Below are 21,143 nucleotides of genomic sequence, written 5' to 3'. Positions count from 1 at the left end.
GATGCTCATCAAGAAGCTGGCGCTTGAATTTGATGGGGTAGCGGCGTAATATACTGTATAAACATACAGTATGGAGCAGCGGCCATGATCGACACCGATGAGCCCATCCGCCGCCAGCGGGTAGAAGAACACATCATGCTGGCGCCGCCGCGCGTTGCACGCAAGGGGCGTGGTGCGGTGTCGAATATGCAGGGGCGCTATGAGGTCAACGGTCGCGAGCGTTTTGACGACGGCTGGTCTGATGCCGATTATGAGTCGACTACCGGGGCGGCCGGTGAATCGGCCGCGTTCAAGACCGTGGTTACCGACGAGTTCGCCAAGACGATCCTGTCGCGCAACACGTCACCCGATATCCCGTTCAGCGTGTCGCTCAATCCCTACCGGGGTTGCGAGCACGGCTGCATTTATTGCTTCGCGCGGCCCACGCACAGCTATCTCGGCCTGTCGCCGGGCCTTGATTTTGAATCCCGGCTCTTCGCCAAGGTGAATGCTCCCGAACTGCTGCGGCGCGAACTCGCCAAGCCCGGCTACGTCCCCGAACATATCGCCATCGGCGTCAACACTGACGCCTACCAGCCCTGCGAGCGCGAACGCCAGATCACGCGCCAGGTATTGGAGGTCTTGTCCGAATGCCGCCACCCGCTTGGCCTGATCACCAAATCATCGTTGATCGAACGCGACATCGACCTGCTGGCGCCGATGGCGGCCAACAACCTGGCGTGCGCGGCGGTGACGCTCACGACGCTCGATGCGCAGATATCACGCACGCTCGAGCCGCGCGCAGCCGCACCGATGCGCCGCCTGCGCACGATCCGCACGCTGACCGACGCCGGCATTCCCGTCAGCGTGAGCGTGGCGCCGATCATCCCGTTCGTGACCGAGCCCGAGATCGAACGCATCCTTGAAGCGGCGCGCGATGCCGGTGCGGTCGGCGCGCACTACACGGTGCTGCGCCTGCCGCACGAAGTCAATCCGCTGTTTCAAGAGTGGTTGCAAGCCCATTTCCCGGACCGCGCGCAGCGGGTGATGAACCGCATCCGCGAGATGCGGGGTGGCAAGGATTACGATGCCGACTTTGCACGGCGCATGCATGGCGACGGCGTGTGGGCCGACCTGATCCGTCAGCGCTTTGAAAAAGCGGTCGAGCGCCTTGGCTTCAAATCCTTGCGCGGGCGTTTCGGGCGGCTCGATCGCTCGCAATTCCGGCGGCCACTGGTGGTGCCGGCGGGTACAGCGAAGGCACGCGCAAGCGTCGCGAGCCAGTTGGACCTGTTCTGAACGCGCGCGTGTACATCGACGCAATTCTCGAGCACATATGTTGCAATTGCCGATGGTGGCCGCCGCCGGCATCGATGCTTGTCTGACGCTTGTTCCTGGCAGGCCCGCCATGGTTGCCGACCCTGCGCTGGCTGGTACACCATTGACGTCCATCTACCGAGCAACCCGCCTCGATTGCCCATGCGATACTCGCATCAATCAAAAGGAGAGCGCGATGTTTTTCGATAGCTGGGAAAGTCTGTACCGTGTTGTCGTGGTCGGGGTTGCTGCTTATGCGGGCCTGATCTTTCTGCTTCGGCTAAGCGGCAACCGAACGCTTTCAAAAATGAACTCGTTCGATTTTGTCGTGACGGTGGCGTTCGGATCGACCTTGTCGACCATCCTGGTCAACCAGAATGTCAGCCTGGCGCTGGGCCTGGCTGCACTGGCCCTGCTGGTCGTGCTGCAACTGGCGATCACGTGGTGCTCGGTGCGCTCATCGCTGGTCAACGCCATCGTCAAGACCAGGCCGACCGTGCTGCTGAAAGGTGGCCAGCTCTGCCAGGATGCCCTCAAGCGTGAGCGCGTAACCGACGACGAGGTCATGGCCGCAGTGCGCAAGCAAGGGCGCGGATCGTTGCACGACATCGATCTCGTCATCCTTGAAGCCGATGGCAGCCTGTCGGTCATTCCGACCAGCCAGGCCGGTGACCGCTCCGCCTGTGCAAAACTTGGCAGCCTCGGCGACTGACCGGCGTTGCGCTGCGCCTCAGGTGGCGCAGGGCACCACTTTCCGCACGAGCCGTTCCACGCTCAGGCCCTGTATCAACACCGACAGTACAACCACGATATAGGTCATCGTTACGATCACGTCGCGTTCCGGGCCGGCAGGCAGCGACAGGGCCAGTGCCACGGAAATCCCGCCGCGCAAGCCACCCCAGGTCAGCACCTGCCACGCGCCTTCCGGCAGGCCGGCGCGTTTGCCGAGCGCTGCCACCGGCAGACCGGCGCTAAGCAGGCGGGCAAGCAAGGTCACCCCGGCCGCGAGCAGTCCTGCGGCCAGCAACGGCCCCGAAAACGGCAACAGCAGGGCTTCGAATCCGATCAGCACGAACAGCACGGCGTTCAGCATCGAATCGAGCAGTTCCCAGAAGCCGTCGAGCTGTTCGCGCGTGTGCGCCGACATCGCCTTGCGCCGGCCGCGATTGCCGATCAGGATGCCGGCCGCAACCATTGCCAGCGGACCGGACACGCCGAGAACATGGGTCAGGCTGTAGCCGCCCAGGACCGCTGCCACTGTCAGCAGGACTTCCTCCTGGTAGCTGTCGATGCTTTTGAGCATGAGGTAAGTCACGCCGCCGAGCACGGCGCCGAACGCGATGCCACCGCCGGCTTCGCGCAGCAACAGCACCGAGGTTTCGACGCCGCCCGGCACATGGTGCTCGACCGCAATCGCTGCCATGACTGAAAAGATGACGATCCCGACGCCGTCGTTGAACAAGGATTCGCCTGACACCACCGACTCGAGACTGGCCGGCGCCCCGACCTTGCGCAGCAGTCCGGTAACCGAAATCGGGTCGGTCGGCGCGATCAGCGCGCCGAATACCATGCAGAACGCCAGCGGAAGGGCGAGTCCGGTCAGCGGCAGCAGGTAGTACAGGCCGAATCCAACCGCCACCGCGGCGGCCAGCGTGCCGAACACCGCCAGCAGACCGATCTGCCAGCGGTAGCGCGCCAGTTGCTGCAGGTCGACGTGCAGGGCGCCCGCGAACAGCAGCAGGCTGAGCATGCCTTCCATGAGCACCTGCGAAAAGTCGACCGTACCGAGCAGCTCGGCCGCATACTGCCGCGGATGGGTCACGCCCGCGTAGTCGAGCAGGAGCGCCGCAGTGGAGAGCATCAGGGCCGCAGCCATCACCCCGATCGTCGACGGGAGCTTGAGGAAGCGGGCGTTGAACCAGGCGATCACGGCAGTGATAACCAGGAAGACCGGAATAAATTCAGGCATCGTTGGGCCTTTCGCTTGAACAGGTGGTGGTGCCGGATGCCACGAACGGTTGGGAAGGGGCTGTCTTCAGGCTGCGGCTCGCGCGCCTGCTGGCCAGTTTGCCGTAGCGGGCATGGCAGAGGCGTACCTGCGCCAGATCGGGGGCAAAGTCGAGTGCGCGCTCGGCCCGTGCCAGCGCGAGGCCGGCGTGATGGCGTGCGGCGGTGCGCGTTGTTGCGTCGTCGCAGGTACCGATCTCGCCCAGCACGCGCTGCACATGCAGCGCCACTTCGACCAGATGGGCACCGTCGCGCGCGATGGCGGTAAAGCTCTCTTCGACCATGTCGCCGAGCACCAGGCATGGCACCGACACCCGGCTGCATTCCGGCTCGGCGTGTTCGGCCTGACGGCCCCAGAGCGCGAACAGGCGGTGCAGCGTGTCGAGGATGGCGATGGCCGTGCCCGGATCGTTGATCGCCGGCGACAGCGCGCGGCAGCCGATCTCGGCCAGCACCACGAGTCCGAAGCGGGGGTCGTCGTCGAACTGGCGCAGCGGGCCGATAATGAATGCCTTGTCGAGGTCGGCTTGAGCAGGGGACGTACTGTCGACGCCATCATTGAGGATATGGGCGAGCGGGCGCGAAGGGACGACCGACGCGCCCGGCAGTACCGCCAGGCTGATACGTAATTTGTGTTTGGTGGCGCAGCGCTGCAACAAATCCATATCGACCCGCTGCAGAAATCCGATGCGCTCGCTGTACATCGGCACACCGAGCGGCGCGTCGTGCAGCGCCACGCCGCCGAGCCACGGGTCGTTCTGGCGCCGTTTCATGGCAGCCATGGTCGCCTGCTCGACCTTGGCAATGACGGCGCCGAGCCGCCCCAGTCGCGCGATGCTGTCGACCCAGCGCACGAACACCAGCACGACGGCAACGATGGTGAGCAGCGTCAGAACAAACAGCGTGAAGCGGCCCGCCTTGCCAAAATAGTCGTTGGTCGTGGCACTCAGGGCGACGATGGCGTAAATGAACGCCCCCACGAAGATCGACAGTGCGTTCTGCGATACGTCATCCGCCACGATCAGCGGGAAAGCGCGCGCGGTGGCGGATTGCCCGGTCGATGCATATGCCGACACCATCGACGCGACGGCGAAGGTGGCCACGCCCAGCATGCTCGCGGCAATGATCTCCAACATGTCGACCACCGAACCTTGCGCGATCTCCGGAACCTTCCAGTCGATCGGAATGGTATCGGCGAGTTGCGCCAGAAGGACGCCGCCGACGGACAGGATGCAGGCGATCAGCGGTTTGACCCAGAGGCGCTCCCGCAGGCGGTTGAACAGGAACTGCAGTCGATTTCGCATGATTCTGTCAGCTTTCGGTTAGCGTCTGGTGCAGGCGCCCGGCCTGCTGGCGGTGACAGCAGACGCCAAAGTCTGGATGCCGGACCGCAGCTTGTCGGTTCGCGATGCAACACACACGGGTGGCAGCCGGCACGTGTGCCAGCGCCCTCAAGCCGCGGGCTTACCGGCTCGGCGCGCGACGGACCGCGATCTCGGGATTGGCCAGGTGAACCGTCTGGGTCGGGTAGGCGAAGCCGATTCCCGCATCCTCGAAGCGCTCGAACAGAAGCTCGTTGATTGCCTGCTGGATGTCCATATAGACGCCATAGTCCGGCGACAGCACGGTGTAGACGATCTCGAAGTCGAGCGACGACGCGCCATATGCCTTGAAGTGCGCGCGGTCGAAGCGCACGTTCGCTTGCGCTTCGACTGCTGCGCGCAGCATGCCGGGAATGGCGCGTAACTGCTCGCGGCTGATCTCGTAGACGACACCGATCGAAAACACGATACGGCGCGTCTCCATGCGCTTGAAATTGTGAATCCGGCTCTGGAGCAGGTCGCTGTTGGAGAACACGACCTGCTCGCCGCCGAGGCCGCGGATGCGGGTTGTCTTCAGGCCCACATACTCCACCGTCCCTGACACATCGCCGACCGAGACGAAATCGCCCACCACGAACGGTTTGTCGAGCACGATCGACAGCGAAGAAAACAGGTCGCCCAGGATGTTCTGGAGCGCAAGCGCCACCGCGATGCCGCCGATGCCCAGGCTGGCCACGAGGGTCGTAATGTTGACCCCAAAGTTATCCAGAATCATCAGCAGGATGACCAGCCACAGGAAGGTGCGTGCCAGGAACCCGATGGCCGCGGTCGAGGTGGCGCTGGCCACATCTTCGGCGCTGCGCTTCGCGCGATAGCGGCGCAACCAGGCATGCAGGCCAGCGTCAGCCCAACGCGCCACCTGCAGCAGCAGAACGGCCACGGTCAGGTGCGACAGCAAGGTTGCAAGCTTGGGCGGCAGCGTCAGCCAGTGCGCTCCGGCGAACAGGCCGATGAGTACGATGAACAGGGGGTGCGTTGCTGACAGTACCTTGATGGCGAGATCATCAAGATAAGTCTCGGTGTGCGCGGCGTAGGCGCCAAGCCGCTTGACCAGCACCCGCTTGATGATGAAAAGTGCCAAGGAGACAGTCAGGGCGACGCCGATGGCGACTGCCCAGACCGTCAATTCGTTATCCAGGATGATGTAGTTCATTGGTGGGTGCCGTTGCGCGTGGTCGTTGATTCTTAATATTGTAGAGACGATAACGTATTCGTACAAATCCACATGCCGTGTACCGTACCGGACGGGCGCCGCCGACGGAGCAGGGACCGTTCGTGGCAGGTTGGCAACTGCTACTTGTCGCGCCGAAACGTACGGCGCCCGCTGGCCAGATTGCGTAGGCTTGAGCCTGGATACCGGATGGCGAGCCGCTGCGCAGGCGCGGGGCGGCAACGTTGAACGGTGATATCGGTTGAGCCCGGAAACCTGGAGAGCCTATGACAAACGACAATGTTCAAGATTGCATCGATGCCTGTAACGCCTGTGCGGCAGCTTGCGATGCATGCTCCGCCGCCTGCCTTGGCGAGGAGGATGTCAAGATGATGTCGCGCTGTATCTCGCTCGATATGGACTGTGCAGCCATTTGTCGGCTTGCTGCCGCGTACATGGCACGCGGTAGTGAATTCACTGCGGCAATCTGCTCGCTCTGCGCGCAGATCTGCTCGGCCTGCGGCGACGAGTGCGCGCAGCATGAAATGGATCATTGCCAGCGCTGTGCGCAAGCATGCCGGCGCTGCGCCGAGGCCTGCCGCGCGATGGCCGGTCCGGCCTGACGCCTGCTGCGAAAGGTACTGAAGCGTTCGTTTTATCTTAAGATGCAACATTGACCGGCTGACCAATCCGAATGGCGGTATTGGCGCTGGTCTCCCGCACGAGGCATGGCTGTGCAGCGCTAGCGCACGGCTTGAAGCCGACGCGTTGCATTTCAAGAGAATCCATGAGCCCTTCGGTCAGTGCAGGACAGGACGCGATCCCCGGCGCAATCAGCGCTGACGGCGTTGCCGTATCGATGGAACAGGCGCTGCATACCGCCGGCGTCGGCAAGTTCCAATACCGCATTTTCCTGATCTTCGGTCTGGTGTGGCTGGCCGACGCGATGCAGGTGCTGTCGATCGGCTTTTCTGCGCCGTCGATCGCAAAAACCTTCGGGCTGTCGATGCCGCAGGCACTGCAGACGGGGACCGTGTTCTTCGTCGGCATGCTGATCGGCGCGTTTGCCTTCGGGCGCCTGGCGGATCGCATCGGCCGCCGGCCCGTGCTGCTGATGGCGGTGGTGATCGATGCCTGCTTCGGCGTGGCGTCGGCGTTCGCGCCCGATTTTACGTGGCTGCTGGCGCTGCGCCTGATGACGGGCATCGGCGTGGGCGCGACGCTGCCGGTCGACTACACGATGATGGCCGAATTTTTGCCCAGTGACCGGCGCGGCCGCTGGCTGGTGCTGCTCGAATCGTTCTGGGCGCTCGGCACGATCGCTCTGGCCGTGCTGGCCCTGTGGGCGGTGGGCTGGGGCGACGATGCGTGGCGCGTGATCTTCTTTGTCACCGGCATCCCGGCGCTCATCGGCATCGTGCTGCGCTGGTATATCCCCGAGTCGCCCATGTACCTGCATCGCAGCGGCAAACCGGACGAGGCGCGCGCCGTGCTGGCGCGCGTGGCCAGGGCCAACGGCCGCACGGTCGCAATACCGCCGTTGCTGCCCGAGCCGCAGGTCAGGACGACATTGCTGTCGCTGTTCTCGGGCGGGCTGCGCCGGCGCAGCATCGCGCTGTTCGTCGCCTGGGGCCTGATTTCGATTGCCTACTACGGCGTGTTCGTCTACCTGCCGATCCGGCTGAGCGCGGAAGGCTTCGGCTTCATGCGCGGCCAGGAATTCCTGATCGTGCTGGCGCTGGTCCAGTTGCCCGGCTTCGCGCTGGCAGCCTACGGCGTCGAACGCTGGGGCCGCAAGCCGACGCTCGTCGGTTTTCTCTTGCTCAGTAGTGTCGGATGCCTCGGCTACAGCCTGGGCAGCTCGACCGTGCTGGTCGTCGGTTCGACGCTGTTGATGAGCTTTGCGCTGCTGGGCACGTGGGGCGCGCTGTATGCGTTCACGCCCGAGGTCTACCCGACCCGCCTGCGCGCCAGCGGCATGGGCATGGCCGGGGCAGTTGCCCGTTTCGGCGGCCTGTTCGCGCCCGCGATCGTCGCGCCGGTGATGGCGACGCACTTCACGCTGGCGCTGATCATGCTCTCTGGTTTCCTGCTCATGGGCGCCATTGCCATCCTGTGCGTGGACACCGAGTCGCGCCAGCGCGCGCTCGACTGAACCGTTGAGTTGTCACGGCGGCTCGGCTAGGATGTCGCATCAATCGTTACAGGATGCAGGCATGGGTGAGCAAGAGGCGGGCAGTCGGCTGGTAGTGTTCGTCGGCGCCGAGTCGACGGGAAAATCGACATTGGCCAGCATGCTGGCGCGCGGGCAGGGCGCGCAGTTCGTGCCCGAGATCGGCCGTTTCGTCTGGGAAGAAAAGCAGGGCCAGCTGGTGGCCGCCGATTACGTCGAGATCGCCGAACGGCACCGCGCTGCCGAAGACGCCGCTATCGCGAACGCCGCTGGCGACTACGTCTTCGTCGACACCAATGCACTGACCACGCTGCTGCTTGGCCTGCGCTTCGGCCAGGTCACCGAGCCGGTGCCACCGGCCTTGCTGCGCTACGCGCTGGAATGCCGCACGCGCTACCTGCACCACTTCGTGTGCGCCGACGACATCCCCTACGAAGAAGAGCCCGGCGTGCGCGAGAACGCGGCGTGGCGCACGCAGATCCAGCAACTGGTGCTGGACGATCTGGATGGGCGCGGCATCGGCTACACGATCCTGACGGGTTCGCTCGAACAGCGTGCTGCGCGCGTGCTGGCCACACTTGCAGCCATCGCGCCGCAGGGGAACTCAATTACGCGTACTGCTGCGTAACACCCATCTCCGCCAGATGCCGTTCGATCTCGAACACGTGCGCATCGGGTTTGCCCAGCGCGCGCAGTGACTGGGCCAGGCCCAGCAGGTAGTCGCTGTTCGGGCCGCTCGGGCCGCGCGCCGTGGCGATCTGGCGCGCAATGGCGTGTTCATCGGCCGGACCCAGATACGCTGCGTTGTCGTGCGTGGCGATATACACGATGCCTTCGTCGCTGCTGCCGTCATCAAACTGCATTTGCGTTGCCAGGCGCAGGTAGCCGTTCTTTTCGCGATGGTCGAGATGCGCGAATTCTTCGGGCGTGACGAGAAACGCCATGCCGTGGCAGACGGCGTCAGGATCCTGCACCAGCGTCACCACGCGCCCCGGCGCGGCCTCGGTGCCGCGGTGATCGTGTGAGCCTTGCCAGAAGCGGCGCGTCCAGCCGCGGATAAACGCAGCGCGCTTTTCGAGAAACGGGAAATCGGGTTTGAAGATCAGGGAGCCGTAGCCAAACAGCCAGACGCTGGCATGGCCATCGAACTTGTTCATCTGGCGGTTGATCGCGATCGTATCGAGGGACATCGTGGGTCCGATAAAAAAGACACGACCCATTGTAGCGTGCCTTTTTGTGAGAATCAGCCTTCCGCTTGCGCCCGTTTTACATATGCAAAGAGGAATTCCACATAACTCTCGGCGGCTGGCGACAGCGACCGGCCGGGCCGCGTGTAGACGAAAAAGCGCCGCTGCAGCGTCGGCGCATCGAGCGGGCGCATCGTCAAGCCGTACAGCGTGGCCAGCGGCGCCGCGTAGGGCAGGCATACCGTGACGCCCAGACCCGCGCTGACCATGGCCAGCGCCGTCGTCATGAACGTCACTTCGTGCGCCGGCGTGAGCGCAACGCCCGTGCGCGAGGGCTGCACCGCGTCGAGCAGCAATTCGGTGAACTGGCCCTGCAGCGAAATGAACGGGTAGGCCGCCGCATCCTGCCACGTCACGCGCTCGAGCGCGGCCAGCGGATGCTGGTGCGGAAACACCAGCGCGAACGGCATGGTGAACAGTTCGCGCGCCAGCAGTGGCGGCGCGGGCGTGCGTTCCGGGCCGATCCCCACATCGGCCTCGCCCGACAGCACGCGCGTAATGACACCCTCGACTTCGGTATCGGCCAGGCGTACGACGATCTCGGGGTGCTGCGCGCGGTAGGCGGCAATGCTTGGCGGCAGCAGGGTGCACGCCATCAGCTGTGGCGCCGCGATGCGCACGACGCCTTTCTTCAGGCGCGTATGGTCGGCCACGTTAGCCAGCGCACCGTCCAGGTCGTCGATGATCTGGCTAAATAAGGGCAGCAATTCGCGACCGATATCGGTCAGGCCGATCCGGCGCGTGCTGCGGTCGACGACCCGGGCGTCCAGCGTCTGCTCGAGCTCCTTGATCAGGCCCGACAGTGCCGATTGCGTCACGTGCAGCGACTGCGCGGCCAGCGTGAAGTTGCCGGTGCGGGCCAGCGCGACGAAGGCGCGCATTTGTCGTAACGTTGGATTCATCAGATAAGGTGATATATCACGCTGAAAATATCGTTTGTATGATAGTGCGTTTTACCTTGTAATGGCGGCTACTCAGCAATAACAAAAGGATAGTCCATGAAACTCGCCACCCTCAAAGCCGGCGGCCGCGACGGCACCCTGGTCGTCGTCAGCCGTGACCTGGTCACCTGCCAGCAAGTCCCGACCATCGCGCGCACGCTGCAGGCCGCGCTCGACAACTGGGATGCGTGCAAGCCGCAGCTCGAAGACGTCTATGCCCAGCTCAATGACGGCAACGCCGAGGCGGCCGAATCGTTCATCGAAGAAGATTGCCACTCGCCGCTGCCGCGCGCCTACCAGTGGGCCGACGGCTCGGCTTACATCAACCACGTCGAGCTGGTGCGCAAGGCGCGCGGCGCCGAGGTGCCGGCGTCGTTCTATACCGATCCGCTGATGTACCAGGGCGGTGGCGATTCCTTCGTCGGCCCGACGGACCCGATCGCGGCCCTGTCCGAAGACTGGGGCATCGATCTCGAAGCCGAGGTGGCCGTGGTCACGGACGACGTGCCGATGGGTGCCGACGCAGCCGAGGCTGCCAGCGCCATCCGCCTCGTCATGCTGGTCAACGACGTGTCGCTGCGTAATCTGATCCCGAACGAACTGGCCAAGGGCTTCGGTTTTTACCAGTCGAAGCCGGCCAGTGCCTTTTCGCCGGTGGCGGTCACGCCGGATGAGCTGGGCGACGCCTGGCAGGGCAACAAGCTGCATCTGCCGATCCTGGTCACGCTCAATGGCGCCGCGTTCGGCAAACCCAACGCCGGCGAAGACATGACCTTCAGCTTCGCCCAGCTGATCGCGCACGCGGCGACCACGCGCGAACTGTGCGCGGGCAGCATCATCGGCTCGGGCACCGTGTCGAACAAGCAGGGCGGGCTGTATGGCTCGAGCGTCGAGCATGGCGGCGTGGGCTATTGCTGCCTGGCCGAAGTGCGCATGTACGAAACCATCGAAGGCGGCGCACCCAAGACGCCGTACCTGTCATTCGGCGACACGGTGCGCATCGAAATGCTGGATGCGAGCGGGGCCAGCATTTTTGGCGCCATCGATCAGGAAGTCGTCCGTTACCACGAGAGACAACCATGAAACTGTATACCTACTTTCGCAGCTCGGCCGCGTATCGGGTGCGCATTGCGCTGCACCTGAAAGGGCTGGCTTACGATGCGGTGCCGGTGCACCTGCTCAAGGATGGCGGGCAGCACCTGCAGGACGACTATCGCCAGATCAATCCGAGCGGCCTGGTGCCGGCGTTTCAGGATGACCGCATCACACTGTCACAGTCGCTGGCGATCATCGAGTATCTCGAAGAAGTGTATCCGGACGTGCCGCTGCTGCCGAAGGATGCACCGGGCCGGGCGCGCGTGCGCGAGCTGGCCCAGATCATCGGCTGCGACATCCACCCGATCACCAATCTGCGCGTGCTCAATTACCTGGCGCGCGACATCGGCGTGCCCGATCAGGCCAAGACCGAGTGGTACCGCCACTGGGTGATCGAGGGCCTGCAATCGCTCGAAGCGCACCTGGCGCGCGATCCGGGCGCGGGGCCGTTCTGCCATGGCGACCATCCGACCATCGCCGACTGCTACCTGGCGCCGCAGGTATTCAATGCACAGCGCTTCAATATCGATGTGGCGGCCTATCCGAATATCGAGCGCATCAATGCGCTGTGCATCGCGTTGCCCGCGTTCCAGGCGGCGCACCCGTCGCGCCAGCCCGATTCCGAATAGCGCGCGGGTGGATGCGAAGGGCGGCGGCGCGCTACAATCGCCGCCTCCTTCGATTGCCATTTCGCCATGACCGCCACTGCCGCGCCTGCCTCCAGTCCCATCGCCATCCCTGCACCGATCCTGCAGGCCCTCGACCTGGCCGACGCCTCATGGCGTCCGATTCTCGAAGCGGGCCTGCAGGCGGTGGCCCGCGCCAATCCTGATTATTTGCCGGCGCTGGCGCAGGACGATTACGTCCCCACGGAACACCGCATGTTCGCCGCCTTCGCCCAGCCGCTGGACAAGGTGCGCTACGTGCTGGTGGGGGAGGGGCCGTACCCGCGCGCTGCAAGCGCCACTGGCGTGAGTTTCATGGACGGCGCCGTTGGCGACCTGTGGAGCGATGCCGGACTGTCCAAGCCGGTGAACCGGGCGACGTCACTGCGCAACTTCATGAAAATGCTGCTGGTGGCAGGCGGCCAGTTGCAGCCCGATGCGACGAGCGGGGAGGCGCTGGCGCCGATCGCCCAGGCCGCGCGGGTTGATGGCTCGATCCAGACCTTGGCGCAACTGCAGGACAATCTGATGCATGAGGGCTTCTTGCTGCTCAATGCCGCGCTGGTGTTTCGCAAGCATGTCAAGCCGGTCATCGATGCGCGCGCCTGGTTGCCGTTCCTGCAGACGGTACTGGCGGCGCTGGCCGCCCAGCCGCAGGTGCCGACGCTGGTCCTGTGGGGCAAGATTGCCGAGCAATTGCAGAAGTTGCCAGAAACGGCCGCGTTCCCGCAGGCAGTGGCCGAACATCCTTACAACCTGAGCTTCATCGGGCATCCGGGCATGCAGGCGCTGTTCGGGCCGATGGCATTGTTGCGCGCCCGTTGAGGGGGCGTGGAGACCGCCTATTCGTCAATGAGATGACCCGCCGTTTTTGGGGTGGTCCAAGACAAGATCATTGCGATTTGCTATACTTGACTAAATCGTTCAACTAATCAGGTCTTTCCCCGCTCTCAGAGGGAAACGTGCTGCAGACCGCGGTGCCGACTTGGTACTTGGACAAGAGAAATATTTTATCATTCACCGGGGTTGAAATGCGTCTGACCACCAAAGGCCGTTTTGCTGTCACTGCGATGATCGACCTTGCCATGCGTCAAGGCAATGGTCCGGTCACGCTGTCGGGCATCAGCCAGCGCCAGGCCATTTCGCTGTCGTACCTCGAGCAGCTGTTTGGCAAGTTGCGCCGTCATGAGATCGTCGAATCGATCCGTGGTCCGGGCGGCGGCTACAGCCTGGCCCGCGCGGCAGGCAAGGTGACGGTGGCGGACATCATCATCGCCGTCGACGAGCCGCTCGATGCAACCCAGTGCGGCGGTAAAGAGAACTGCCATGGCGCCCACACCGACGGCGCCCGCTGCATGACCCACGAACTGTGGACCACGCTGAACGAAAAAATGGTCGACTACCTCGATTCGGTATCGTTGCAAGACCTCGTCGACCAGCAGCGCCAGAAAGAACAGAACGTCGTGCACGTGCACCGCGGCGCCCCCGCCGCAGTCGGACATAACTAAAGCTACCGGAGTAAATCAGATGAACGCGCCTATGGACAAGACCACCGAGCAAAGCTTCGCGCCAGCTCCCCATTTTCCGATCTACATGGATTACTCGGCCACGACGCCGGTCGATCCACGCGTCGCCGACAAGATGATCCCGTTCCTGCGCGAGCAGTTCGGTAATCCTGCGTCGCGCAGCCACGCCTACGGCTGGAACGCCGAAGCGGCCGTCGAAGAAGCACGCGGCCACGTCGCCGCGATCATCGGTGCCGATCCGCGCGAAATCGTCTGGACCTCCGGCGCGACCGAAAGCAACAACCTGGCGATCAAGGGCGCGGCCCAGTTCTACAAGACCAAGGGCAAGCACATCATCACGGTCAAGACCGAGCACAAGGCCGTGCTGGACACCGTGCGCGAACTCGAACGCGTCGGCTTCGAAGCGACCTACCTCGAGCCGCAGGCCAACGGCCTGATCACCGTCGAGCAGCTGGCAGCGGCGATCCGCCCTGACACGATCCTCGTGTCGGTCATGTTCGTGAACAACGAAATCGGCGTCGTGCAACCAATCGCCGAAATCGGCGAACTGCTGCGCTCGAAGGGCATCATCTTCCATTGCGACGCGGCCCAGGCCGTTGGCAAGGTCGAGATCAACCTCGAAGTCCTGAAGGTCGACCTGATGACCTTCACCGCGCACAAGGCCTATGGCCCGAAAGGCATCGGCGCCCTGTACGTGCGTCGCAAGCCGCGCGTGCGCCTCGAAGCGCAGATGCACGGTGGCGGTCACGAGCGTGGCATGCGTTCGGGCACGCTGCCGACGCACCAGATCGTCGGCATGGGCGAAGCATTCCGCCTGGCCAAGGTCGAGATGGACAGCGAGCTGGCACGCGTGCGCGCACTGCGCGATCGCCTGGCCCGTGGCCTGATGGAGATCGAAGAAGTCTATATCAACGGCGACATGGACCACCGCGTGCCGCATAACCTGAACGTCTCGTTCAACTATGTCGAAGGCGAGTCCCTGATCATGGCGATCAAGGACCTGGCCGTGTCGTCCGGTTCGGCCTGTACCTCGGCCAGCCTGGAACCATCGTACGTGCTGCGCGCCCTGGGCCGCAGCGACGAGCTGGCGCACAGCTCGATCCGCTTCTCGATTGGCCGCTTCACGACCGAAGAAGAAATTGATTTTGCCGTCAACCTGCTCAAGAGCAAAGTTGGCAAGCTGCGTGAACTGTCGCCGCTGTGGGACATGTTCAAGGACGGGATCGACATCAGCTCGATCCAGTGGGCTGCACACTGATCTGCTCATACCGAGCGCGCATTTTCTAAACATACTGGAGCATCACCATGGCATATTCGGACAAAGTACTGGACCACTACGAAAACCCACGCAACGTCGGCGCGTTCGACAAGGGCGACGATGACATCGGCACCGGCATGGTCGGCGCGCCGGCCTGCGGCGACGTCATGAAGCTGCAGATCAAGGTCAACGACCAGGGCCTGATCGAAGACGCAAAGTTCAAGACGTATGGCTGCGGTTCGGCCATCGCATCGAGCTCGCTGATCACCGAGTGGGTCAAGGGCAAGAGCCTGGACGAAGCACTGGCCATCAAGAACACGCAGATCGCTGAAGAGCTGGCACTGCCGCCAGTCAAGATCCACTGCTCGATCCTGGCAGAAGACGCGATCAAGGCCGCTGTGGCCGACTACAAGGCAAAGCACGCCGACAAAGCAGCAGCGTAATCCCTGGTAGCAGCGTAATCCCTGGTAATAGAACTGAGCTGGAGAAGCACAACATGGCAATCACCCTGACCGAAAAAGCTGCAAAGCACGTCAACCGTTACCTCGAACGCCGGGGCAAGGGCATTGGCTTGCGTTTCGGTGTGCGCACCACCGGCTGCTCCGGCCTGGCCTACAAGCTCGAGTACGTCGATGAAAGCGCCAACGAAGACAGCGTCTTCGAATCGCATGGCGTGCAGGTATTCGTTGACCCGAAAAGCCTGCCGTACATCGACGGTACCGAGCTCGATTTCGCCCGCGAAGGCCTCAACGAGGGCTTCCGCTTCAATAATCCGAACGTCAAGGACAATTGCGGCTGCGGCGAGAGCTTCCGCATCTGATCGCGCATGCAGAATCACTTCGAACTGTTTCAACTGCCGGCCCGCTTCGAGGTCGACCAGAGCGCCCTGGATGCCGCCTACCGCGAGATCCAGGGCCGTGTCCATCCTGACCGCTTTGTCGGCAGCAGCGACGGCGAAAAACGCGTCGCGATGCAATGGGCCACGCGCGCCAACGACGCCTACCAGACCCTGCGCAATCCGCAAAAGCGCGCGCAGTATCTATGCGAGCTGAACGGCGTCGACCTGCAGACCGAATCGAATACCGCGATGCCCACCGCGTTCCTGATGCAGCAGATGGAATGGCGCGAAGAACTTGGCGATGCGCGTGCTGGCAAGGATGCTGCCGCGCTCGACGCCCTCGATGCGCAGGTGCGGGCCGAACGCAAGCAGATGCTGGTCACCGTTGGCCAGCAGCTCGATGCGGGCGACTACGCCGCTGCCGCGCAGGGCGTGCGCTCGCTGATGTTCCTCGACAAGTTCGGCGACGAAGTGCAGTACGCCTTCGAAGCGATCGAGGCATAACCTTCCTGCTCTTCATCGTGGGCGGCGGTGTCGTCCACGCCCCGCTATTCCGGCCGTACGCGTAAAATAGCGTCCGCACCGTCCCGGCACGCAAAAATAACACTGGTATCACGACTATGGCACTCCTCCAAATCGCCGAACCCGGCATGTCCACCGCCCCGCACCAGCACCGCCTGGCCGTGGGCATCGACCTGGGCACCACCAATTCGCTCGTCGCCACCGTTCGCAGCGGCAGCCCTGAAGTGCTCAGCGACGAGGAGGGCCGCTCGCTGCTGCCGTCGATCGTGCGCTACCTGGACAACGGCCATGCCCACATCGGCCACAAGGCGCGCGCGCACCAGACCACCGACCCGAAGAACACGATCGTTTCGGTCAAGCGCTTCATGGGCCGTGGCCTCAAAGACATCACGCACGCAGAAAACCTGCCGTACGACTTCGTCGATGGCGAGGGCATGGTTCAGTTGAACACCGTCGCCGGCGTGAAAAGCCCCGTCGAAATCTCGGCCCAGATCCTGGCCACGCTGCGCCAGCGCGCCGAAGATTCGCTCGGCGACGACCTCGTTGGCGCCGTGATCACGGTGCCGGCGTACTTCGACGATGCACAGCGCCAGGCAACCAAGGATGCGGCCCAGCTGGCCGGCCTGAACGTCCTGCGCCTGCTGTCCGAGCCGACCGCCGCCGCCATCGCGTATGGCCTCGACCAGGGCAAGGAAGGCGTGTACGCCGTCTACGACCTGGGCGGCGGCACGTTCGACATCTCGATCCTCAAGCTCTCGAAAGGCGTGTTCGAAGTGCTGTCCACCGGTGGCGACTCGGCCCTGGGCGGCGACGATTTCGACCATCGACTGTTCTGCTGGATCATGGAAAAAGCGCGCCTGGCGCCGCTGTCGGACCAGGACACCGCAACGTTGATGGTCAAGGCCCGCCAGGCCAAGGAACTGTTGTCGACGAATGAAGAAACGACGATCGAGGCGATCCTGAAATCGGGCGAGCTGGTGCAGGTCACGATCACGGCCACCGAGTTTGTCGAGATCACGAAGCACCTGGTCGGCAAGACGATGAATGCGATCCGCAAGGCGATGCGCGATGCCGACACAAGCGTCGAAGACGTCGACGGCGTGGTGATGGTCGGCGGCGCGACGCGCATGCCGCATGTGCGCCGGGCGGTGTCGGAATTCTTCCAGACCATCCCGCATGCCAATATCGATCCGGACCGCGTGGTAGCGCTGGGCGCGGCGATCCAGGCCAATCTGCTGGCCGGCAACCGCGCCGACGGCGAAGACTGGCTGCTGCTGGACGTGACCCCGCTGTCCCTCGGTATCGAGACGATGGGCGGCCTGGTCGAAAAAATCATTCCGCGCAACTCGACGATTCCGGTCGCGCGCGCACAGGAATTCACGACCTTCAAGGATGGCCAGACGGCGCTGGCAGTGCACGTGGTGCAGGGCGAGCGCGAGCTGGTGTCGGACTGCCGTTCGCTGGCGCGCTTTGAGCTGCGCGGCATCCCGCCGATGGCGGCCGGCGCGGCGCGCATCCGCGTGACCTACCAGGTCGACGCCGATGGCTTGCTGGCGGTGGCCGCGCGCGAAATGCGCTCGGGCGTCGAGGCATCGATCACGGTCAAGCCGTCGTACGGTCTGGCGGACGACCAGGTGGCGCGCATGCTGCAGGATTCGTACACGTCGGCCTCGAGCGACATGCAGATGCGCGCGCTACGCGAAGAGCAGGTCGAGGCCGAGCGCATCCTGCTGGCGACGCAGTCGGCGCTGGACAGCGATACCGATCTGCTGTCGCCCGACGAGCAGGCCACGATTGCCGGGCAATTGCAAATGGTGCGCGACGCGGTGGCGATGTCGAACGACACCACGCTCGAACCGGGCCTGCGCCAGAACGTGGTACACGATGCGGTCCAGGCGCTGGCGCACGGCACCGAAGAATTCGCGGCGCGCCGCATGGACAAGAGCGTGCGCAAGGCATTGTCGGGCAAGTCGCTGGACGAAATCTGATCCGCACACCGTAAACTACAACAATCAACCGAGGTAACCCAAGTGCCACAAATCGTCATCCTCCCCCACCCAGTGCTGTGCCCAGAAGGCGCCGTGCTTGACGCGCCTAGCGGCAAATCGGTCTGCGACGTCCTGCTCGAAAACGACATCGACATCGAACACGCCTGCGACCGCGTCTGCGCCTGCACCACCTGCCACGTGATCGTGCGCGAAGGTTTCAATTCGCTGAACGAACAAGAAGAGCAGGAAGAAGACATGCTCGACAAGGCCTGGGGCCTGGAGCCCAATTCGCGCCTGTCGTGCCAGGCGATTGTCGCCGACGAAGACCTCGTCGTCGAGATCCCGAAGTACACGATCAACCACGCCGCCGAAAAGAACCACTGATCTTCATGAAGCGTGTCGAGAACGTCAAGAAAGCCCCGGCTGCGCCGGAGCTGCCACCCGAGGTTCGCCCGGGCCAGTCGATCGAGCTGCTCAAGGAGCTGCACATCCTGACCCGCGACGGCAAGTTGAACCAGGACAGCCGCCGCAAGCTCAAGCAGGTCTACCACCTGTACAACTTCATCGAGCCATTGTTGCGCGATGTGCAGGGGGCGAAGGGCAGTGTGTCGCTGGTCGACCATGGCGCCGGCAAGTCCTACCTCGGCTTCATCCTGTACGACCTGTTCGTGAAAGCCCAAGGCGAAGGCTCGCACATCTACGGCATCGAGACGCGCGAAGAGCTGGTCACCAAATCGACCGAGCTGGCCGCGCGCCTGGGCTTCAAGGGCATGTCGTTCCTGCCGCTGTCGGTGGCCGAATCGACCACGTCGAGCGCGCTCCCTGAATCGATCGACATCGTCACCGCGCTGCACGCCTGCAATACCGCCACCGATGACGCCATCGACTTTGCACTGAAGAAGAACGCGAAGCACATGGTGCTGGTGCCGTGCTGCCAGGCCGAAGTCGCCACTGTCCTGCGCAAGAACAAGGGCAAGGACGTGAAACGCAACGCGCTGACCGAAATCTGGCGCCACCCGATCCACACGCGCGAATTCGGCAGCCAGATCACCAATGTGCTGCGCTGCCTGCAGCTCGAGGCCCATGGCTACCAGGTCACCGTGACCGAGCTGGTGGGCTGGGAGCACTCGATGAAGAACGAACTGATCATCGCCACCTACAAGAACCTGCCGCGCCGCCGCCCGACCGAACGCCTGCACGAGGTGCTGGGCGAACTGGGCCTGGCAGAGATGACCGAACGTTTCTACGCCCCACAAGCCGCCACCACGGAGTGACAACAAGCATGAGCGACAACACGCAAGGCTGGATCGACCTGCGCAGCGATACGGTGACGCAGCCGGGCGCCGCGATGCGCGCCACGATGGTGGCTGCCCACGTCGGCGACGATGTGTATGGCGACGACCCCACGGTCAACCGCCTGCAGGATTATGCGGCGGAGCTGTTCGGTTACGAGGCCGGCATGTTCGCGCCGAGTGGCACGCAGACGAACCTGATCGCCCTGATGACGCACTGCGGTCGCGGCGACGAATACCTGGTCGGCCAGGAAGCGCACACCTACAAGTACGAAGGCGGCGGCGCCGCAGTGCTGGGCAGTATCCAGCCCCAGCCGATTGCCAACCAGCCGGACGGCTCGATCCTGCTTGCCGACATCGAGGCTTACATAAAGCCCGACGACATGCACTTCGCGCGCACCCGCCTGCTGGCGCTGGAAAACACGATCGGCGGCCGTGTGCTGAGCCAGGAGTACGTGGCTGCGGCCACGACGCTGGCGCACGAGAAGGGCCTGGCCACGCACCTGGACGGCGCGCGCATCTGCAATGCCGCCGTCAAGCAGGGCATCAGCCTTGCGGACGCCGTCAAGGGCTTCGACACTGTGTCGGTCTGCCTGTCCAAGGGCCTGGGCGCGCCGGTCGGCTCGGTGCTGCTGGGCCCCAAGGCCTTCATCGAGCAGGGCAAGCGCTGGCGCAAGATGCTGGGCGGCGGCATGCGCCAGGCCGGCGTGATCGCCGCCGCCGCGCACTACGCGCTCGAACACAATGTCGCGCTGCTGGCGCAGGACCATGACAACGCCACCGAACTGGCGCGTGGCCTGGCCCTGATCCCGGCGCTCACCGTCAGCACCCCGCAAACGAATATCTTCTGGATCGACGTGCCGGCTGCCGCCTGCGCACCGCTGCGCGCGGCGCTCGAACGGGCGCAGATCCGCGCCACGGTCGGCCCCAGAATGCGTCTCGTGACGCACCTCGATGTCTCCGCGCGCGATGTCCAGCGCACGGTCGACGTCTTCACCGCATTTTTTACTGATTGGCGTGCATGACAACTGAAGAAGCAATCCGCCTGGCCAAGCGCGTGGCCGACGTGGCAGGGTGCTCGCGCGCCGATGCCGAGCGTTATATCGCCGGCGGCTGGGTCAGCGTCGATGGCACCGTGGCCGAAGATCCTGCCACCCGCGTCACGCCGGAACAAAAGGTCGAGCTGCTGCCGGGCGCGACGCCCGTTGAACCGGATCCGGTGACGATCCTGATGCACAAGCCGGCCGGTATGGAAATCGAGGCGGCGCTCGCGAGCATCACCTCCGAGAACCAGGTACTGGAACACGGGCGCGGCAAGCCGTTCCTGCGGCGGCACCTGTTCAAGACCACGGCCGCCACACCGCTCGAGACCATGGCCTCGGGCCTGATCGTGTTCAGCCAGGATTTCCGCGTGATCCGCAAGCTGGTCGACGATGCATCGCGCAACGAGTCCGAATACGTCGTCGAGGTCGACGGCCAGATCGCCGACAATGGCATGGCCAAACTCGGCCGCATGTTCAAGGCCAGTTGGCAAAGCGAGCAGCGCCTGCGCATCGCCGGCAAGAACATCCAGCGCGGCCAGATCGAGCGCCTGTGCGGCGACGTCGGCCTGCGCGTGACCGCATTGCGCCGCCTGCGCATCGGCCGCATCTCGATGGGCCCGATGCCGGCCGGCGGCTGGCGCTTCCTGCGCGACACCGACCAGTTCTGATCCCGTGACGGGGAACGTGTTGATGACATGTCATGCTGGTGTCATCGACGCG

At 64.0% G+C, this 21,143-nt stretch carries 23 protein-coding genes; 18 read left to right on the top strand and 5 right to left on the bottom strand.

Going from position 1 to position 21,143, the window contains the following annotated elements:
• Positions 1-135 precede the first annotated feature (135 nt).
• Together AC1MGT_RS04320 and AC1MGT_RS04315 are read left to right on the top strand one after the other, a co-directional pair.
• Positions 136-1,278, top strand: coding sequence for a PA0069 family radical SAM protein (locus tag AC1MGT_RS04320; RefSeq protein ID WP_499504250.1), 1,143 nt, complete (start codon positions 136-138; stop codon positions 1,276-1,278).
• Positions 1,279-1,315: 37 nt separating this feature from the next.
• Positions 1,316-2,008 carry a DUF421 domain-containing protein gene (locus tag AC1MGT_RS04315; RefSeq protein ID WP_499503148.1) on the top strand — a complete coding sequence of 231 codons (693 nt, stop codon included), beginning with the start codon at positions 1,316-1,318 and terminating at the stop codon, positions 2,006-2,008.
• An 18-nt stretch (positions 2,009-2,026) separates the two neighbouring features.
• Here AC1MGT_RS04315 and AC1MGT_RS04310 read toward each other — a convergent pair whose 3' ends face one another.
• The 3 genes from AC1MGT_RS04310 to AC1MGT_RS04300 all read right to left on the bottom strand — a co-directional run bounded on the left by AC1MGT_RS04310 (position 2,027) and on the right by AC1MGT_RS04300 (position 5,838).
• Positions 2,027-3,265: a cation:proton antiporter gene (locus AC1MGT_RS04310; RefSeq protein WP_499503147.1), complete on the bottom strand. Its 1,239-nt coding sequence runs from the start codon at positions 3,263-3,265 to the stop codon at positions 2,027-2,029.
• Positions 3,258-4,607 (bottom strand): DUF2254 domain-containing protein, encoded by a 1,350-nt coding sequence (locus AC1MGT_RS04305; protein WP_499503146.1) that lies wholly within the window; start codon positions 4,605-4,607, stop codon positions 3,258-3,260. Before AC1MGT_RS04305 ends, AC1MGT_RS04310 begins: the two co-directional genes overlap by 8 nt.
• A 160-nt stretch (positions 4,608-4,767) precedes the next feature.
• The gene (locus AC1MGT_RS04300; protein WP_499503145.1) at positions 4,768-5,838 is read right to left on the bottom strand and encodes a mechanosensitive ion channel family protein; all 1,071 of its coding nucleotides are present in this window, start codon (positions 5,836-5,838) and stop codon (positions 4,768-4,770) included.
• Between the two features lie 284 nt (positions 5,839-6,122).
• Between AC1MGT_RS04300 and AC1MGT_RS04295 the strand changes: the two genes are divergently transcribed.
• The 3 genes from AC1MGT_RS04295 (at position 6,123) to AC1MGT_RS04285 (ending at position 8,636) form a co-directional block, all read left to right on the top strand.
• A complete protein-coding gene (locus AC1MGT_RS04295) occupies positions 6,123-6,458 on the top strand; it encodes a four-helix bundle copper-binding protein (protein WP_499503144.1) in 336 nt (111 codons plus the stop codon).
• Positions 6,459-6,694: 236 nt separating this feature from the next.
• A complete protein-coding gene (locus AC1MGT_RS04290) occupies positions 6,695-7,990 on the top strand; it encodes an MFS transporter (RefSeq protein WP_499504249.1) in 1,296 nt (431 codons plus the stop codon).
• Between the two features lie 61 nt (positions 7,991-8,051).
• Positions 8,052-8,636 carry an AAA family ATPase gene (locus tag AC1MGT_RS04285; protein WP_499503143.1) on the top strand — a complete coding sequence of 195 codons (585 nt, stop codon included), beginning with the start codon at positions 8,052-8,054 and terminating at the stop codon, positions 8,634-8,636.
• Here the strand turns inward: AC1MGT_RS04285 and AC1MGT_RS04280 are convergent.
• Entirely contained in the window at positions 8,617-9,198 is a 582-nt protein-coding gene (locus AC1MGT_RS04280; RefSeq protein WP_499503142.1) for a gamma-glutamylcyclotransferase, read from the bottom strand. The genes AC1MGT_RS04285 and AC1MGT_RS04280 overlap by 20 nt on opposite strands.
• A gap of 53 nt (positions 9,199-9,251) precedes the next feature.
• On the bottom strand, positions 9,252-10,157 hold the full coding sequence (locus AC1MGT_RS04275) for a LysR family transcriptional regulator (protein ID WP_499503141.1): 906 nt from the start codon (positions 10,155-10,157) through the stop codon (positions 9,252-9,254).
• Between the two features lie 96 nt (positions 10,158-10,253).
• Between AC1MGT_RS04275 and AC1MGT_RS04270 the strand changes: the two genes are divergently transcribed.
• The 13 genes from AC1MGT_RS04270 to AC1MGT_RS04210 all read left to right on the top strand — a co-directional run bounded on the left by AC1MGT_RS04270 (position 10,254) and on the right by AC1MGT_RS04210 (position 21,091).
• Entirely contained in the window at positions 10,254-11,279 is a 1,026-nt protein-coding gene (locus AC1MGT_RS04270; RefSeq protein WP_499503140.1) for a fumarylacetoacetate hydrolase family protein, read from the top strand.
• A complete protein-coding gene (gene maiA / locus AC1MGT_RS04265; protein WP_499503139.1) occupies positions 11,276-11,920 on the top strand; it encodes a maleylacetoacetate isomerase in 645 nt (214 codons plus the stop codon). Before AC1MGT_RS04270 ends, maiA begins: the two co-directional genes overlap by 4 nt.
• A 66-nt stretch (positions 11,921-11,986) precedes the next feature.
• Positions 11,987-12,781, top strand: coding sequence for a uracil-DNA glycosylase family protein (locus AC1MGT_RS04260; RefSeq protein WP_499503138.1), 795 nt, complete (start codon positions 11,987-11,989; stop codon positions 12,779-12,781).
• 206 nt (positions 12,782-12,987) lie between these two features.
• Positions 12,988-13,464, top strand: a complete 477-nt coding sequence (gene iscR / locus AC1MGT_RS04255) for a Fe-S cluster assembly transcriptional regulator IscR (RefSeq protein ID WP_332530980.1) — start codon at positions 12,988-12,990, stop codon at positions 13,462-13,464.
• A gap of 19 nt (positions 13,465-13,483) precedes the next feature.
• The gene (locus AC1MGT_RS04250; RefSeq protein ID WP_183555381.1) at positions 13,484-14,740 is read left to right on the top strand and encodes an IscS subfamily cysteine desulfurase; all 1,257 of its coding nucleotides are present in this window, start codon (positions 13,484-13,486) and stop codon (positions 14,738-14,740) included.
• A gap of 47 nt (positions 14,741-14,787) precedes the next feature.
• The gene (gene iscU, locus AC1MGT_RS04245) at positions 14,788-15,183 is read left to right on the top strand and encodes a Fe-S cluster assembly scaffold IscU (RefSeq protein ID WP_332530981.1); all 396 of its coding nucleotides are present in this window, start codon (positions 14,788-14,790) and stop codon (positions 15,181-15,183) included.
• A gap of 53 nt (positions 15,184-15,236) precedes the next feature.
• Positions 15,237-15,560 (top strand): iron-sulfur cluster assembly protein IscA, encoded by a 324-nt coding sequence (gene iscA / locus AC1MGT_RS04240; RefSeq protein WP_183555379.1) that lies wholly within the window; start codon positions 15,237-15,239, stop codon positions 15,558-15,560.
• Positions 15,561-15,566: 6 nt separating this feature from the next.
• On the top strand, positions 15,567-16,082 hold the full coding sequence (hscB, locus tag AC1MGT_RS04235; protein ID WP_183555378.1) for a Fe-S protein assembly co-chaperone HscB: 516 nt from the start codon (positions 15,567-15,569) through the stop codon (positions 16,080-16,082).
• Between the two features lie 116 nt (positions 16,083-16,198).
• On the top strand, positions 16,199-18,088 hold the full coding sequence (hscA, locus tag AC1MGT_RS04230; protein WP_499503137.1) for a Fe-S protein assembly chaperone HscA: 1,890 nt from the start codon (positions 16,199-16,201) through the stop codon (positions 18,086-18,088).
• A 42-nt stretch (positions 18,089-18,130) separates the two neighbouring features.
• Positions 18,131-18,472 (top strand): ISC system 2Fe-2S type ferredoxin, encoded by a 342-nt coding sequence (gene fdx / locus AC1MGT_RS04225; protein ID WP_499503136.1) that lies wholly within the window; start codon positions 18,131-18,133, stop codon positions 18,470-18,472.
• A 5-nt stretch (positions 18,473-18,477) separates the two neighbouring features.
• Complete coding sequence (locus AC1MGT_RS04220) at positions 18,478-19,362, top strand: class I SAM-dependent methyltransferase (RefSeq protein ID WP_499503135.1); 885 nt, start codon at positions 18,478-18,480, stop codon at positions 19,360-19,362.
• An 8-nt stretch (positions 19,363-19,370) separates the two neighbouring features.
• Positions 19,371-20,405 (top strand): low-specificity L-threonine aldolase, encoded by a 1,035-nt coding sequence (gene ltaE / locus AC1MGT_RS04215; RefSeq protein WP_499503134.1) that lies wholly within the window; start codon positions 19,371-19,373, stop codon positions 20,403-20,405.
• The gene (locus AC1MGT_RS04210; protein ID WP_499503133.1) at positions 20,402-21,091 is read left to right on the top strand and encodes an RNA pseudouridine synthase; all 690 of its coding nucleotides are present in this window, start codon (positions 20,402-20,404) and stop codon (positions 21,089-21,091) included. Before ltaE ends, AC1MGT_RS04210 begins: the two co-directional genes overlap by 4 nt.
• The last annotated feature ends 52 nt before the right edge of the window (positions 21,092-21,143 follow it).

It is taken from the genome of Telluria sp. BA11, from assembly GCF_056680305.1.
Note: the sequence above shows the minus strand (reverse complement) of the source record. Positions and strands in the feature narration are given on the sequence as shown.

Bases quoted from the DNA above. Each gene is read 5' to 3' on its own strand.
- AC1MGT_RS04320 (WP_499504250.1), top strand. From the start codon at position 136: ATGCTGGCGCCGCCGCGCGTTGCACGCAAGGGGCGTGGTGCGGTGTCG.
- AC1MGT_RS04315 (WP_499503148.1), top strand. From the start codon at position 1,316: ATGTTGCAATTGCCGATGGTGGCCGCCGCCGGCATCGATGCTTGTCTG.
- AC1MGT_RS04310 (WP_499503147.1), bottom strand. From the start codon at position 3,265: ATGCCTGAATTTATTCCGGTCTTCCTGGTTATCACTGCCGTGATCGCC.
- AC1MGT_RS04305 (WP_499503146.1), bottom strand. From the start codon at position 4,607: ATGCGAAATCGACTGCAGTTCCTGTTCAACCGCCTGCGGGAGCGCCTC.
- AC1MGT_RS04300 (WP_499503145.1), bottom strand. From the start codon at position 5,838: ATGAACTACATCATCCTGGATAACGAATTGACGGTCTGGGCAGTCGCC.
- AC1MGT_RS04295 (WP_499503144.1), top strand. From the start codon at position 6,123: ATGACAAACGACAATGTTCAAGATTGCATCGATGCCTGTAACGCCTGT.
- AC1MGT_RS04290 (WP_499504249.1), top strand. From the start codon at position 6,695: ATGGAACAGGCGCTGCATACCGCCGGCGTCGGCAAGTTCCAATACCGC.
- AC1MGT_RS04285 (WP_499503143.1), top strand. From the start codon at position 8,052: ATGGGTGAGCAAGAGGCGGGCAGTCGGCTGGTAGTGTTCGTCGGCGCC.
- AC1MGT_RS04280 (WP_499503142.1), bottom strand. From the start codon at position 9,198: ATGTCCCTCGATACGATCGCGATCAACCGCCAGATGAACAAGTTCGAT.
- AC1MGT_RS04275 (WP_499503141.1), bottom strand. From the start codon at position 10,157: ATGAATCCAACGTTACGACAAATGCGCGCCTTCGTCGCGCTGGCCCGC.
- AC1MGT_RS04270 (WP_499503140.1), top strand. From the start codon at position 10,254: ATGAAACTCGCCACCCTCAAAGCCGGCGGCCGCGACGGCACCCTGGTC.
- maiA (WP_499503139.1), top strand. From the start codon at position 11,276: ATGAAACTGTATACCTACTTTCGCAGCTCGGCCGCGTATCGGGTGCGC.
- AC1MGT_RS04260 (WP_499503138.1), top strand. From the start codon at position 11,987: ATGACCGCCACTGCCGCGCCTGCCTCCAGTCCCATCGCCATCCCTGCA.
- iscR (WP_332530980.1), top strand. From the start codon at position 12,988: ATGCGTCTGACCACCAAAGGCCGTTTTGCTGTCACTGCGATGATCGAC.
- AC1MGT_RS04250 (WP_183555381.1), top strand. From the start codon at position 13,484: ATGAACGCGCCTATGGACAAGACCACCGAGCAAAGCTTCGCGCCAGCT.
- iscU (WP_332530981.1), top strand. From the start codon at position 14,788: ATGGCATATTCGGACAAAGTACTGGACCACTACGAAAACCCACGCAAC.
- iscA (WP_183555379.1), top strand. From the start codon at position 15,237: ATGGCAATCACCCTGACCGAAAAAGCTGCAAAGCACGTCAACCGTTAC.
- hscB (WP_183555378.1), top strand. From the start codon at position 15,567: ATGCAGAATCACTTCGAACTGTTTCAACTGCCGGCCCGCTTCGAGGTC.
- hscA (WP_499503137.1), top strand. From the start codon at position 16,199: ATGGCACTCCTCCAAATCGCCGAACCCGGCATGTCCACCGCCCCGCAC.
- AC1MGT_RS04220 (WP_499503135.1), top strand. From the start codon at position 18,478: ATGAAGCGTGTCGAGAACGTCAAGAAAGCCCCGGCTGCGCCGGAGCTG.
- ltaE (WP_499503134.1), top strand. From the start codon at position 19,371: ATGAGCGACAACACGCAAGGCTGGATCGACCTGCGCAGCGATACGGTG.
- AC1MGT_RS04210 (WP_499503133.1), top strand. From the start codon at position 20,402: ATGACAACTGAAGAAGCAATCCGCCTGGCCAAGCGCGTGGCCGACGTG.